The organism is Micromonospora sp. DT229, assembly GCF_049844505.1.
GTDB lineage: Bacteria > Actinomycetota > Actinomycetes > Mycobacteriales > Micromonosporaceae > Micromonospora.
The window spans coordinates 17549-30933 of the sequence record NZ_JBNCLD010000003.1; the positions used below are offsets into that span (position 1 = coordinate 17549).

General features: G+C 69.4%; 11 protein-coding genes. 4 read left to right on the top strand and 7 right to left on the bottom strand.

Annotation, left to right across the window (positions count from 1 at the left end; translation table 11 throughout):
• Positions 1-32 precede the first annotated feature (32 nt).
• The 7 genes from ACLQ2T_RS05535 to ACLQ2T_RS05565 form a co-directional block, all read right to left on the bottom strand.
• A complete protein-coding gene (locus ACLQ2T_RS05535) occupies positions 33-971 on the bottom strand; it encodes an oxidoreductase (RefSeq protein ID WP_425764889.1) in 939 nt (312 codons plus the stop codon).
• A 49-nt stretch (positions 972-1020) separates the two neighbouring features.
• Positions 1021-2034, bottom strand: coding sequence for a glycosyltransferase family 2 protein (locus tag ACLQ2T_RS05540; protein WP_425764890.1), 1014 nt, complete (start codon positions 2032-2034; stop codon positions 1021-1023).
• A 23-nt stretch (positions 2035-2057) separates the two neighbouring features.
• A complete protein-coding gene (locus tag ACLQ2T_RS05545) occupies positions 2058-3260 on the bottom strand; it encodes a glycosyltransferase family 4 protein (RefSeq protein WP_425764891.1) in 1203 nt (400 codons plus the stop codon).
• A complete protein-coding gene (locus ACLQ2T_RS05550; RefSeq protein ID WP_425764892.1) occupies positions 3260-4357 on the bottom strand; it encodes a lysylphosphatidylglycerol synthase transmembrane domain-containing protein in 1098 nt (365 codons plus the stop codon). Before ACLQ2T_RS05550 ends, ACLQ2T_RS05545 begins: the two co-directional genes overlap by 1 nt.
• Before the next feature lie 94 nt (positions 4358-4451).
• Entirely contained in the window at positions 4452-6278 is a 1827-nt protein-coding gene (locus tag ACLQ2T_RS05555) for a BTAD domain-containing putative transcriptional regulator (protein WP_425764893.1), read from the bottom strand.
• Positions 6279-6316: 38 nt separating this feature from the next.
• Entirely contained in the window at positions 6317-7342 is a 1026-nt protein-coding gene (locus ACLQ2T_RS05560; RefSeq protein ID WP_425764894.1) for a glycosyltransferase family 2 protein, read from the bottom strand.
• A 198-nt stretch (positions 7343-7540) separates the two neighbouring features.
• The gene (locus ACLQ2T_RS05565; protein ID WP_425764895.1) at positions 7541-8746 is read right to left on the bottom strand and encodes an endonuclease/exonuclease/phosphatase family protein; all 1206 of its coding nucleotides are present in this window, start codon (positions 8744-8746) and stop codon (positions 7541-7543) included.
• Positions 8747-9140: 394 nt separating this feature from the next.
• On the opposite strand from ACLQ2T_RS05565, the gene ACLQ2T_RS05570 reads away from it, so the two are divergent.
• From ACLQ2T_RS05570 to ACLQ2T_RS05585, 4 genes are read left to right on the top strand one after another with little or no spacing between them, the layout of a single operon-like run.
• Positions 9141-10172, top strand: coding sequence for an NAD-dependent epimerase/dehydratase family protein (locus ACLQ2T_RS05570; protein ID WP_425764896.1), 1032 nt, complete (start codon positions 9141-9143; stop codon positions 10170-10172).
• 28 nt (positions 10173-10200) lie between these two features.
• The gene (locus ACLQ2T_RS05575) at positions 10201-11190 is read left to right on the top strand and encodes a UbiA prenyltransferase family protein (protein WP_425764897.1); all 990 of its coding nucleotides are present in this window, start codon (positions 10201-10203) and stop codon (positions 11188-11190) included.
• Between the two features lie 24 nt (positions 11191-11214).
• Entirely contained in the window at positions 11215-12363 is a 1149-nt protein-coding gene (locus ACLQ2T_RS05580; RefSeq protein WP_425764898.1) for a glycosyltransferase family 4 protein, read from the top strand.
• Between the two features lie 49 nt (positions 12364-12412).
• The gene (locus ACLQ2T_RS05585) at positions 12413-13375 is read left to right on the top strand and encodes an aldo/keto reductase (protein WP_425764899.1); all 963 of its coding nucleotides are present in this window, start codon (positions 12413-12415) and stop codon (positions 13373-13375) included.
• The last annotated feature ends 10 nt before the right edge of the window (positions 13376-13385 follow it).

Sequence of the window (13385 nt, forward strand, 5' to 3'; positions counted from 1 at the left end):
CGGCGATTCTGCGCCGGCCCGCCGAGGCGGGACTACTCGGACTTGCCGAAGGCGTCGACGCCGGTCAACTCGGCCGAGAGGGCCCAGAGCCGCTCGGCGGCCTCCCGGTCCTCGGGGCTCTCGAAGGTCTTGGCGACCTTGCACGCCTGGAGGTAGCTGCCGCCCTCGGTCTCCAGAGCGGGTGAGGTCGCGGCCCAGACCTGGGTGGCGGCGCCCTGCTCGGGGGCCCGGAACTCCGGCAGCAGGGCGTTGCCCTCCTCGTCGATCCAGCCCGCGCCGACCATCTCCTCCTTGGAGAGGTGGCGCTGCAAGGGGGTGAGGATGTAGCCGGGGTTCACCGAGAAGGCCCGCACCCCGGCGTCCCGACCCAACCGGTCCAGCTCGGCGGCGAAGAGGATGTTCGCCGACTTCGACTGGCTGTACGCCGCCCACTTGTCGTAGCCCTCGACGAAGTGCACGTCGTCCCAGTTGATGCGGGGGGTCTCCCCGGCGCCGGAGGACAGCACGACGACCCGTGCGCCACCCTCGGCGGTCAGGGCCGGCCAGAGCCGGTTGACCAGGGCGTAGTGCCCCAGGTGGTTGGTGGCGAACTGGGCCTCCCAGCCCGGGCCGACCCGGGTCAGGGGGGTGGCCATGATGCCCGCGTTGTTGATCAGGATGTCGATGCTGCGGCCGGAGGCGAGGAACCGGTCGGCGAAGGCCCGTACGCTGTCGAGGTCGGCCAGGTCGAGCTCGTCGACCTCCACCCCCTCGATCTCGGCGACGGCCTCCCGGGCGACATCCGTACGCCGGGCCGGGACGACGACCCGGGCGCCGGCGGCGGCCAGGGCGCGGGTGGCCGCCAGGCCCAGGCCGGAGTAGCCGCCGGTGACGATGGCGAGCTTGCCGGCGAGGTCGATGCCGGCGAGCACCTCGGTGGCCGTGCTGTCGATACCGAAGCCCAGGTCGTCGGACTGATCAGAGAGAGTCATCTTCAACTTCCGGTCAGGCACCACTACTAATGCTGGCGCGTGGGAGGGGTCAGGCGGGCGTCTCGACGCGGTAGAGCCGCTGGGTCATGCTCGGGTACAGCAGCCCCTGGAGGATGCCGATACTGGCTGCCACCGCAGACGTGAGCGTCACCAACAGATGGAGCACCGTGAATTGTAGGCCAAAGGTGACTCCGTGGTGACGGAAGGCGTACGCGTAGGTGCGCTTGTCCAGGGCGATGCCGATCCCGGTGAGCACCGCGGCGGCCAGCAGCGCCCAGGGGCCCAGCAGCACCGTCGAGATCAGTGCGAACACCGCCGCCAGGATGAAGGCGCTGCCCAGGGCCCGGTAGCCGGTGCCGGCGCCGCCGGGGAGCTTGTTCAGCCGCAGCCAGTTGGGGGCGCCGAGCCGGGTGCGGTTGAACACCTTGGTCAGCATCACCCGCATGGTGCCGTCGTGGTCGTGGCGTCCCCGGATGGTCGGGACGGCCTTGACCTCGTAGCGGGCGTTGAGCCGGAAGCCGTAGTCCTGCTCCTCGGTCCACCGGAGCCGGTCGTTGAACTCGCCGACCTCCAGGAAGGTCTCCTTCCTCATCGCGAACAGCGCCGAGTGCAGACCGGGGATGGCACCCTCGACCTCGCAGAACCAGACGTACTGCTGGATGGCGCGGTAGCGCTTGACCAGGCTGTCGGGGAACATCGGCTCGGCCCGGTACATGCCGCAGATCGCGCCGAGCCCCGGCTCGGTCTGGAGGTACTCGACCGCTCGCTCGACCGCGTCCGGGTCGAGGGCCACATCGGAGTCGACGAAGAACAACACCTCACCCTTGGCGTGCCGGGCACCCAGGTTCCGGGCGGTGGAGACACCACTGTTGACCGGTACCTGCAACACCGTGACGTCCAGGGCCCGGGCGATCGCCACGGAGTCGTCCGTGCTGGCGTCGTCGGCCACGATCACCTCGACGGACGGGTAGGTCTGGTTCTTCGCCGCCTTGATGCACTCGCCGATGGTGCTGGCGTAGTTGTAGTTCGGAATGATCACTGAGACCAGCGGTTGTTCGTTCATCGGACTCCAACCTCTTCCTTGTTTCATCGGTATTGCCGTGCTGCCGTGCGCCCGCGAAGGGTGCTGAAGAGAACCTCGTGCGCGTCCAGCGAGGTGGCCACCGAGAAGCGCGCCCGGGCCGCTCGGGCCTTGCGTTCCCGCCACTCCCGTGGCACGGTCGCCAGTTCGGAGATGGCCTGTTCCAGCGCGTGTGGATCCCTGGGCGGCACCACCAGGCCGAATCCGGTCGCGGTGACCGGGTACCGGCTGCCGGGTAGATCGGTGGTCACCGACGGAATTCCGCTCATCATCGCCTCGGCCAGCACGGTGCCGAAGGATCCGGCGACCGCCGGGAGCGCGAACACGTCGACGGAGGCGTAGAAGTCGTTGACCTCCCGACCGCGCAACTCACCGAGGATCCGAACCCGACTGTCGCGGTCGATCTCCGCCTGCACGGCGGCCAGATTGTTGTCCCCGGCGATCGTGTGGTAATTGCCCGCGATCAGCAGTCGGGCGTCGGGGTCGGCGATCCGGTGGAACGCCCGTACCAGGTAGGCGATGCCCTTGTCCGCCACGATCCGGCCGAGGAATCCGACGTGCAGGCCGCGGGTCTCCCGGTATCGGGGCTCGCCGCCCCGCCGATCCAGACATGGTGGGGCGATCGGGGTGAAGGTGCGGTCCCGGATCTCCGGCCAGAACCGGGAGGCGTGGGCCTGGTCCCGGCTGGAGGCCACGACGACGGTGGAGCGACGGATGACCGCTCGGGAGACGGCGTCCGAGACCCGCGCGACCGCCCGGCAGAACCGCTTCGACGGCAGGTGGGGGTCGCTGTGCAGCACGCTCACCACCGGCACGCGCGGCGCCGGTGGCATCAGCAGTCCCGCTGCCGGCATCGGCAGGTTGAGGTGCAGCACCGACGATTGACGCGCCAACTGCCCGACCAGCATCGGATAACGGCAGGCGAGAGGCGACCGGCTGGCTCGCGTCAGCATGGGGGAGCGGTAGACGTCCACCCCACCGACGGCGTCGCGCAGCGGCAGCTCGGCGTCGTGCTGGGCGGTGACGACCGCGACCCGCCAACCCCGATTGGCCATGCCCTCGGCGATGCTGCGCGCTGTCTGCGTGAGGCCACTAACGTACGGCTCGTAGTAGGGGGCCGCAATCGTCAGATCGTATTTCCTGTCCGGCATCAGTACCGCATTCTCTGAGGTAGCTCTACGGCAGAATTTCCTGATCCCTGAACACATTAGCGGCCTGCCTGCGGCAGGCTTCTTGGTGAATTCTTGGAGGGCGGTGGGATGGAATTCCCATCGGTACCCTCCGTTACCGCAGCAGGTGACCCGGCCGCGGCGCGTCGCATGATCGCAGCGGTGACGAGCAGGCCGATACCGGCGGTAGCAAGCTCACTCACCGTGACGACCACTCGGCTGACCAGTGCCACCACTCCGGCCACCGGCACCGGCAGGATGACACTGAGTGCGGCCGTCACCACCACCTCCCGGACCCCGATGCCGTCCGGGGCGAAGACGGCGATCACCCCGGCCACCGCCCCGAGTCCGAAGGCGCCGAGGCAGAGCGGCAGCGCCCGCAGTGGCGGGGCACCCATCGCCACCGCCAGCAGCCACAGGTGGGCCCCGCCGATCAGCCAGGCCAGCAGTTGGGCGACGACCGCCTGCCGGATGCCGGTCCCGGACATCGCCGTCGTCGGCTGCGGGCGACGGCGCAGCCGGGCGACCAGGGTCGCGGCCCAGCCGACCAGCTCGGGGCGGACCAGGACGGCGGCCACCGGCAGGACGGCCAGCAGCAGCCAGGCGGAGGAGGCCCCGAAGACCTCCGGGCCGGCCGCCAGCCCCACGGTGGCGCCGGTCAGCAGGCTCACCACGAGAGCCAGCAGCCAGGCTGCCCCCATCCGGGCCGCCGGTACCCCGATGCGCCGGCCCATCTCGACGCTGACCAGGAAGCCCGCCACCTTGCCGGGCACGTACTTGACGAACTGGCCCAGGTAGAAGATCCGGGCCGCGTCCACGGCGGCCACCCGTTCGCCGACGCCGACCAGCATGGCCCGCCAGGAGATCATCGTGGCGACCAGACCGAGGGCGTTGGCCAGTACGGCCAGCGCCACCATCGTCGCGACGAAACCGGGCCGTTGGCCACGCAGGGTGGCGGCCACGGTGGACCAGTCCTGACCACGGAGGGTGACAACTATGAAGAACGCGGTCACCACCAGCAGGAGACCCATGGCGACCTTGCGGGCTACCGCCCACCATCGCTTCCGGGGCGCCGCGGTGATTGTTTCGGCGATTTCCGGGAAGGCCTGCTCTGCGTCCAGTTCTTTTGTCGACACGGGCCACCTTCTCCGATCATGGAAAGGAATCGACCTGGGTGACCAACGCTAACCGTGAACCGCTTGCTTCTTCCTTGTCCGACCGCCTCGCAGGTCATTTCTCCTGGAGCCCGGCGAAGCGTTCCCGGGCGTACAGCCGCAGGAGTTCGCCCATCCGGTAACTGCCCGGCGCCGAGGTCTCCAGAAGCTGCACGTCGACCAGCCGCTCCAGGATGCGTTCGGTGTGTGCCTCGGAACGGGCGAGCAGCCGGGCGGCGGTGGACCGGCTGAGTTCCGTCATGGGCGAGGTCCCCAGCAGCTTGAAGGCCTCGGCGATGGCCCGCTCCGAGCGGTCCGCGCTGCCGCAGAGCCGGTCGTAGGAGCCGGCCATGCTGGCCCGCAGGCCGACCCCGTCGAACTCCAGATTGTCCAGCCGGCGGCGCTCGTCGGCGAGCCGGTCGCGCAGCTCGGCCAGCGGCCAACCGGGACGGGCCACGAGCCGGGCCCCGACGATGCGCAGTGCCAGTGGCAGGCATTCGCACCACTCGGCGATCGCGGCCGCGGCCTCCGGTTCGGCGGCCACCCGTTCCGCTCCCACCCAGTGGCTCAGCAGCGCGATGGCGTCGGCGACGGTGAGCGGGCCGACCCGCAACTGGCTGACGTCACCGAGCCCCGCCAGCGGCTGGCGGCTGGTCACCAGGGTCCCGCAGCCGGCGCCGCTGGGCAGCAGCGGTCGCACCTGGGCGGCGTCGACGGCATTGTCCAGCACCAGCAGCAGCCGCCGACCGGCCACCACCGACCGGAACTGGGCCGCGGCCTCGTCGACCTGCTCCGGCGCGCAATTGACGCTGCTGACCCCGAGGGTGCGCAGCAGCCGGGCGAGGGCGTCGACCGGTGTCAGCGGCTCCGCGTCCACGCTGGTGCCGCGCAGGTCGATGTACAACTGGCCGTCCGGGTACCGGTTGGCCAGCTTGTGCGCGGCGTGGATGGCCAGGGTGGACTTGCCCACCCCGGCCGCCCCGTAGATCGACACGACCGGGGCCGAGTCGGTCGTGCCGACGGGGTTCAGCCAGTTCAGCAGGGGGGGCAGGTCGTCGTGGCGGCCGGAGAACCGGGCGATGTCGGCGGGCAGTTGCCGCGGTACCTGCCGCACCGGCGCGGAGACCGTCGCGACCGTGCCGGAGTGCGGCTCGTCGAGCTCGCCGCGAAGGATGGCGACATGCAGGTTCCGCAGTTCCGGTCCGGGTTCGGCGCCGAACTGGTCGACGATCTGCGCCCGAATGTCTACGTACGACTGCAAGGCCTCCGGGGTGCGGCCCATCGAGCACAGGGCCCGCATCTGCAACGCCACCAGCGGTTCAGCGAGGGGGTACGAGCCGAGGATCCGCCCCAGCCGGTCGACCACCGCCTCCGGGTTGCCCAGTCGCAGTTCCTCCATGCTCCAGGCCGCAGCCAGGCTGATCAACTGGGAGGCCACGCTGCGCCTGACCCGGTTGGCCCAGTCGCCGGCGAGGGTGGCCAGTGGGTCCCCCCGCCACAGGTCCATCGCCTCCCGCAGGGCGGCGATCCGCTCGACGTCGCTGGTCCGTATCCCGGCCCGACCGGTGTCGATGAGTTGGTTCAGTCGATGCAGGTCGACCTGCTGGCGGTCGACGTTGAGGACGTATCCGTCCCCGTGGCGGCTCAGGCTGATCGGTCGACCGGAGTCGTCCTGAACCTGGGCGAGGGCCCGGCGCAACCGCGCGACATGCGCGTAGAGCGCGCTACGGGGCGCATCCGGAGCCGCCGGGCCCCACACTCGCTCGGTCAGGGTGTCGATGGACACCGGGGTGCCTGCGTCCATGGCCAGGGCAGCCAGGACGGCACGCCGTTGACGTGGTCCCACGTCCAACGGGCCGTCGGCCGCCTCCACCTCGACGGGCCCCAGTAGTCGGATCCTCACACGCTCTCCCCCTGATCACGCCGAACCCGGCGAAGTCCTTAATGGACTTCGACCGGTGTCCGGTACCTCTGTCGAAAGCGCGCGTCGAGCACGTAGCGCAGGCCACCGCTCAACGCACCCGCGGAAATCGCGAGACTGTACAGAAAGCTGAGAAACACGCTGGGCGGAACCATCCGCCAGCCCGCAGTCCGCCGCACGTAGTTGAAGAGCGGCAGGTCGACGCTGATGAACCAGGCCAGAAAAGCGAGAGGTACGGCCGCCAGGTAGGGAGAGACCAACACCAGGGGGAGGCTGGCGGTGGCCAGAGAGGCGGCTGCCACCTCGGCGGGCCGGTGGGTTGCTTCCCGCTCGGGCTTGAGCTCGCGCTGCTTGAGCACGAGGGGAACCAGCGAGCCGGCTCGCCGGTAGAGCTTGCGCAGAATCGAGGATAGCTGGTCGTCGTCGTCGTGGTAACCGATCACGGACAAGGTACGGATGACCGGGTAGTGCTCGGCGATGCGGAGGCTGAACTCGTGGTCCTCGTTGGCGTACTGGCCCAGCAGACGCTCGTCGAAGGCCCCGATCTCGTCGATGACCCAGCGGGGGATGGCGCCGCTGGCGAAGTGGCCGGTGCGGGCCGCTCCCAGCTTGCGGGTGGCCCGGTAGTGGCCGTACAACACCTGCACCCACTCCACCACCCCGTCGTCGACCAGGGGACGGTCGCCGTAGACGCCCCACACCGCGCCGTAGGAGGGGTTCTCCTGGAAGATCTTCACGGCGTTGGCGACCGCCTCGGGGGCCAGGGCGACGTCGGAGTCGAGAAAGAACAGGATGTCGCCCCGGCTCGCCGCTATGCCACGGTTGCGAGCCGGACCGGCGCCCACATTCTCGGTCAGCGCGATCAGGGCGCAATCGAGCTTTCCGACAATCTCCCGAGTGTTGTCGGTGCTTGCGTCGTCAACGACGATGACCTCGACCGACGGGTGGGTCTGATGCAATGCCGAGAGCACACTCAGAGCTATGGTCTTGGCGCTGTTGTGGCAGGGTATTACCACCGACACCAGTGGCGAATTTCCGGAATTCATTGATGCTCCTCGGGCAGGATTTCGACTGCGCTGGGAGGTGAGCGACGCGCCTACTCATCGGTATCCTCATCGTCGAGAAGACCCGTCGGTCACCCTAGTACACAACCAACAGCCGTTGACAGTCGTGGATCACCTGGTGGGCGCTGAAACGCCCGGAATTGGCGCCTTCGCCTACTCGGCTCAATGTGACGATCATCTCTATCGGGGGGCCGAGATGACGAACTGCTGGGCCTTGTGGTCGGACAACCCCCGGGGCATGGTCAGCTCGTAACGGTGCACGGTGATGTCCGGGGTGGTGAAGAGCCAGTCGATGCGCCACAGCCGTGGCTTGTCGCCCACCGGCCAGGTGACCGGGTAGAGCGAGGAGAGCACCTTGGTCTGGTCGACCAGCCGGTCGGAGACCATGTCGAGCAGGTTCATCGAGGGCGAGGTGTTCAGGTCGCCGGCCATCACCGCCCGGTTCGGGTTGTTCTCCAGATCGGCCGCGATGGCCCGGTAGCTGGCCTGGCGGATCTCGAAGTTGAACCGGTCGATCTCGAACATGTTCCGGTCCTCGTCGCTGCGGAGCAGCAGGATCCGCACCGGTGGCTGGAAGATGTGCGCGTTGTAGAAGGAGACGACCTGGCCGTTGACCTGGATGTCGGTGCGCAGCCCCTGCGAGGTGTAGAAGAGCGGCCGGTCGACCAGGGCCGACGGCACCGGCTTCAGGTCATCCGGCAGGTACGGCGTCGAGTCCAGCCAGGCGTGTCCGACCACCGGCAACCGGGTGATCGTCATGTTGCGACCCTCGCGGACGATCGTGTACCCGGGGAAGGCGGCCGCCAGCTCCGCCGCCTGATCGATCTCGTACGCCTGGGCGAAGATGTCCACCAGGGAGTCGTCGACATGGGCGTACTCGTGCAGCATGTAGACGTCGGCGTCCATGTCCCGCAGGAAGTTGTAGAACTGCTCCGTGGTGGTGCGCTGCTCACCGCCGTTGCGCCGGTCCTGGTCCCAGTACTCGGTGTTCCAGGTCACCACCTTGATGGCGTCGGCGGGCGCCGGCGGCGGGGTGTGGAAGATCGTCGCGAAGTTGATCCCGCTGTAGCCGACCCCCAGGGCCAGGGCCAGCAGCGCCGCCCCGACCAGCTTCCAGCGCATCGAGCGGGCCAGCCAGGCCACCGGCAGCAGCACCACCGGGACCACCGCCCAGACGATCGGCGGCAGGAGATCGATCGGACCCCACACGTAGGTCCGGGCACTGAGCAGGTGGTGCAACGCGACGACGGTCAGCCAGCCGAAGCAGGCCACGGCGGCGAGACGTAGCCCCCACCGACGCCCACGGGAACCGGTACGGGGTTCCGGCGACGGCGCTGGTTCCTTTTCGTCCATTGTCACGGTCGTGCTTGCCGCCGCTTCCGTCATGGCAACTCCTTTACGTCACCCCGGTTCCTGCCGAGAGCGGTACCGGCCTCGGAAAAGGTATCGACGTAGACCTTGCTCGAAGCTTGTTCCGCACACCAAGGAGGGGGCAATCGCCGGTCGCTAGCGTCACGAGTACCAATACCGGATTCTGTCGACCTGGAAGGAGCGCGGATGGCGTACGCCCAGCTTATCGGCGCTGACCGGGTGTGGTGTCGGAGATGGTCCGATGTGCGAATTGCGCGGTATCCGGTGGCCGGTCCCGATTGGTCGGCGCGGCCCGCCGCGTATGACTCACCGGTGAATTACTCGATAACGCGAATGTTTGAAACCTGGCCGTCGTTGAGACGTCACATCGTCGTCAAGAAAACGGCATTTTTCGACACGGGAGGCGGAAGTGCACGCAGTGGTGACCGGAGCCGCCGGCATGTTGGGCACCGCGTTGTTGGCCAGACCCTGGCCGGGAGTGACCTGGACCGGAGTGGACATCCGGCCGCTGGCGCCGAGGGTCGAGGGCAAGGCGACTTTCATCCGGGCCGACGTCCGTGACGTCGAGGCGCTGACCCGTGCCTTTCGCTCCGCCGACGTGGTCATCCACTCCGCGGCAGCCCTGCCCAGCCACCGGTCGGCGGACATCCGCTCGGTCGACGTGGACGGCACCGAGGCGGCGCTGGAGGCGGCCCGCCGGGCCGGGGTGGACCGCTTCGTGCACATCTCCTCCACCGCGGTCTACGGACTGCCCAGGGACTGCCCCACCCCGGAGGACTACCCCTGCGAGCCGGTCGACCCGTACTCGGCGGCCAAACTCGGTGCCGAGACCGCCGTGCTCCGGCAACGTGAACGTGGGCTCTGCGCCCCGATCGTGCGGCCCAAGACCTTCCTCGGCGAGGAGCGTCTCGGCCTGTTCGCCATGCTCTTCGAGTGGGCCGACGAAGGCCGCCACTTCCCGCTGATCGGCGGCGGCGACGTCGCCACCCAGATGCTCGACGTCGAGGATCTCTGTGCGGCCATCCAGTTGATCTGCGAAGCCCCCGACGACGTCGCCAACGACACCTTCAACATCGGTGCCCGCGAGTTCCGCACCCTGCGGGAGGACTTCCAGGCGGTGCTCGACGCCGCCGACCACGGCAAGCGGGTGCTGGCCATGCCGGTGGGGCCCGCCGTCGCCGCGCTGCGGGTCCTCGCCGCCACCGGGCTGTCACCGGTCTACAAGCGACTCGTGCACAAGTTGACCCGCGACTCGTACGTCTCGATCGATCGGGCCACCAAGCAGCTCGGATTCAATCCGAGGTTCAGCAACGAGCAGGCCTTGCTGAAGACGTACCACTGGTGGCGGGCCAACGCCGCCGGAGCGCGGCGCAGCGCCGGACGTACCCACCGCGACCCCTGGAAGCAGGGCGCCCTGAGCCTGGCGAAGGCGCTGTTCTGACACTCCCCGGAGCAAGGAGAGGTCCGCCATGAAGCACGCCCTTGAAGCCCCGAGCGCCGCGTCACCGGAGGTGCCCGTGGTCGCCGTCGACCCGGTGGCCGCGGTGCAGGCGCTCAGACCCCTGGCCCGCCTCGGCGGGATGTTCGCCCTGCTGCGCCCCCGCCAGTGGCTCAAGGGCGTGCTGGTGCTGATGGCGCCGCTGGTGGCGTCCCCGGAAGCCGCGGTGACCCAGGTGGTGCCGCTGCTCGGCACCCTGCTGGCCTTCCTGGCCGCATCCTCGGCCGTCTACATCTTCAACGATCTGCGTGACCGGGAGCGGGACCGCCTGCATCCGGTCAAACGCAACCGTCCCCTGGCCAGCGGACTGGTGAGCACCAGTGCCGCGCTCACCCTGCTGTTCCTCCTGCTCGCCGGCACCGCGGCCCTGTTGATGCTGCTCCCGATCCTGGTCGGGGTCATCGTCGCCGGCTACCTGGCCATCAACCTGTGGTACTGCCTGGCGCTCAAGCACCAGCCCCTGGTCGACGTGTCCGTGGTCTCCGTGGGCTTCGTGCTGCGGGTGTTGGCCGGCACGATCGCGGTCGGCATCGCCGTCCAACCGGCCTTGCTGATCGGGGTCTACTGCGCCTGCCTGGCGCTCTCCCTCGGCAAGCGGCGCCACGAACTCGCCGCCCTGTCGGCCGCCGGTGGCGAGGCGGGCGACCATCGCCCGGCGCTGCGGTCGTACTCGGTGCCCTTCCTGGACCAGGTCGTGCTGGTGAACCTGGTGGCGGCCCTGGTCGGCTATGTCGCCTTCATCTGGGCCCAGACCCCGCCGTACGGGCCGGTCACCGCCGGGCTGACCTTCCCGTTCGCGGCCTTCGCGGTGCATCGTTACCTGCAGATGATCGCCATGGGCGGTTCCGGCGGGGATCCGGTGGAGGACCTCTTCCGCGACCGCGCGATGGTGGTGAACGTCGGTCTGTGGGCCGCGGTGCTGGCGCAGGCGATGTTGACCAGCTTCTGGCACCCCTGGTAACCGAACGACCCTCTGGAGATCCCCGTGAGCAGCAAAGACTCCCCTGAATACGACCTCTGTGTCGCGGTCAACTACTACTCGCCCTACGTCAGCGGGTTGACCGAGGTGGCCAGGGTGCTCGCCGAAGGTCTGGCCGAGCGGGGCTGGCGGGTGGCGGTGGTCGCCGTCCGGCACGACCCGTCCCTGCCGCTGCGGGAGAGCCGCAACGGCGTGGACGTCTACCGCAGCCCGGTGGTCGCCTCCATCAGCCGAGGCCCGGTCAGTCCCGGCTTCGCGCCCCTGGTGCGCCGGATCGCCCGCCGCTCGCAGGTGGTCAACCTGCACCTGCCGATGCTGGAGGGGGCGCTGATCACCGCCCTGCCCCTGGGGGTGCCGGTGGTCAGCACGTACCACATCGATCTGTGGTTGCCGCCCACCCTGGTGACCCGGGCGGCGATGGCGGCCGTGCGGGTGTCGTCGCGGATCACCCTGCGCCGGTCGAACGCCGTCGTGGTCAACAGCGACGACCAGGCCCAGTACTCCGAACTCTGGTCGATCCTGCGGGCCAGCCAACGATCGGCGATCCCCGCCCCCTGCCTGGACCGCCGTGGCGGCCAGCCGACCTTCCGGGAGACCGAGGGGCCGCACATCGGCTTCCTCGGCCGGATCGTGCCGGACAAGGGCCTGGACTACCTGGTCGCCGCCTTCGCCGAGATCACCGACCCGCAGGCGCGGCTGCTGCTCGGTGGGGACTACCTGACGGTCGCCGGCGGCAGTGTGATCGACCGGATCCGGGCCGCCGCCCAACGGGATCCCCGGATCCGGATCCTGGGGCTGCTGCGCGGTCAGCAGATCAATGACTTCTACGCCTCGATCGACGCCTTCGCCCTGCCCTCCGTAGCGGAGTCCTTCGGCATCGCCCAGGCCGAGGCGATGATGTGCGGCATCCCCTCGGTCACCACCGACCTGCCCGGCGGGCGGTATCCGGTGCTGGCGACCGGGATGGGCCGGATCGTCCAGCCACGCGACCCGGTCGAGTTGCGCGCGGCGCTGCTGGACGTGCTCGGCTGGGACGCCGACACCCGGCGGGAGGGCGCGAAGCGGGCCATCGAGGAGTTCAGCGTCCAGGGTTGTCTGGACCGGTATGCGACCCTGTTCCGGGCTCAGGGCGCACGGGCCAACGCATTGATGTGAACCATCGTCCCGTCCGGACGCCCGGCGGGAATCTGTCGCGGAGGTAGGCATGCAGAGCAGGGATTTCGGTCGTCTCGGCAGCGTCAGCGCGCTGACCCTGGGTGGGGGCGGGATCGGCGGGGTCTGGGGGGAGACCGATCACGCCGAGGCGGTGGCGACCGTGCAGGCCGCCATCGACGGTGGGGTCACCATGCTCGACCTGGCACCGACCTACGGTGACGGCTACGCCTCCGAGCAGGTCGCCGGTGCCGCCCTGCGCGCCATGCCGACCTCGGAGGTCCTGGTCACCAGCAAGATCGAATTACCCGAGCAGGACGGGGGCGATCTGCCGGAGAAGATGATCCGCAGCCTGCACGCGACCCTGGACCGCATCGGCCGCGAGCATCTGGACCTGTTCCTGCTCCACTCTCAACTGCATCCGCACGGCTGGACCGGTCCCACCCCCAGGACCCTGGGCTGGGACCTGTACCTGGACCAGGTGGTCCCGACCTTCGAGCGACTGCGGGAAGAGGGCAAGATCCGGGCCTGGGGGCTGACCGGGGTGGGTCACCCGCAGACCGTGATCGAGGCCATGCACCGGCAGCCCCGTCCGGACGCGGTCCAGGCCGTGGTGAACGCCCTGGACCTCAGCGGCGACATGTGGCTGCTCGGCTCCTCGGCTGAGCCTCGCAACGACGAGATCCGGCAGGCCGCGGTCGACACGGGGGTCTGCGTGATCGGGATCCGGGCGGTGGCGGCCGGGGCCCTCACCGAGGGCATCGACCGGCCGGTGGACGACGACTCCCCGGTCGCGGTCGACTTCGCTCGGGCGCAGCGGTTCCGGGCCCTGGCGGCGGAGTTCGGTGAGTCCCCGGCCTCCCTGGCCCACCGGTACGCCCTGAGCGTCCCCGGGGTGGCCACCGTGGTGCTCGGCGTGAAGAACCGCACCGAGCTGGCCGAGTGCCTGGCCGCCGAGGCCCGTGGTCCACTGTCCGAACAGGAGCAGAAGGCCCTGCACGACCTGAGGAGCTGACCCGGCGGCC